General features: G+C 67.6%; 1 protein-coding gene. It reads left to right on the top strand.

Annotated features, from left to right (window positions below; translation table 11 throughout):
• A partial coding sequence (locus QP415_RS11650) for an LpxL/LpxP family acyltransferase (protein WP_442953486.1) occupies positions 1-281 on the top strand: 281 nt, incomplete at both ends.

The following is a 281-nucleotide window of genomic DNA, read 5'->3' as shown; positions in this document are numbered from 1 at the left end:
GCCGAACAGCTGATGCTCGGATCGCGTCGTGGCGCGCCGTTGCTTGAGGGAGTCTCCTTCGAGGGTTTTGAGGCCTTGGCCGCGGCCAGCAAAGATGGCCCGGTCGTCCTCGCCCTCGGACACTCCGGCAGCTGGGATCGCGCTGGCGCGTGGGTGTGTGCGCACGGCCGGGGCATCGTGACTGTCGCGGAGAAGGTTGAGCCTCCCGCGCTGTTCGAGCGTTTCGTGTCGTTGCGCGAAGGCCTCGGCAGGGAGATTATCGGCGTCGCGAAGGGCGAGTC

This window comes from Pauljensenia sp. UMB3104 (genome assembly GCF_030217285.1).
Classification (GTDB): Bacteria; Actinomycetota; Actinomycetes; order Actinomycetales; family Actinomycetaceae; genus Pauljensenia.
This window is presented reverse-complemented; position numbering and strand designations above follow the sequence as displayed.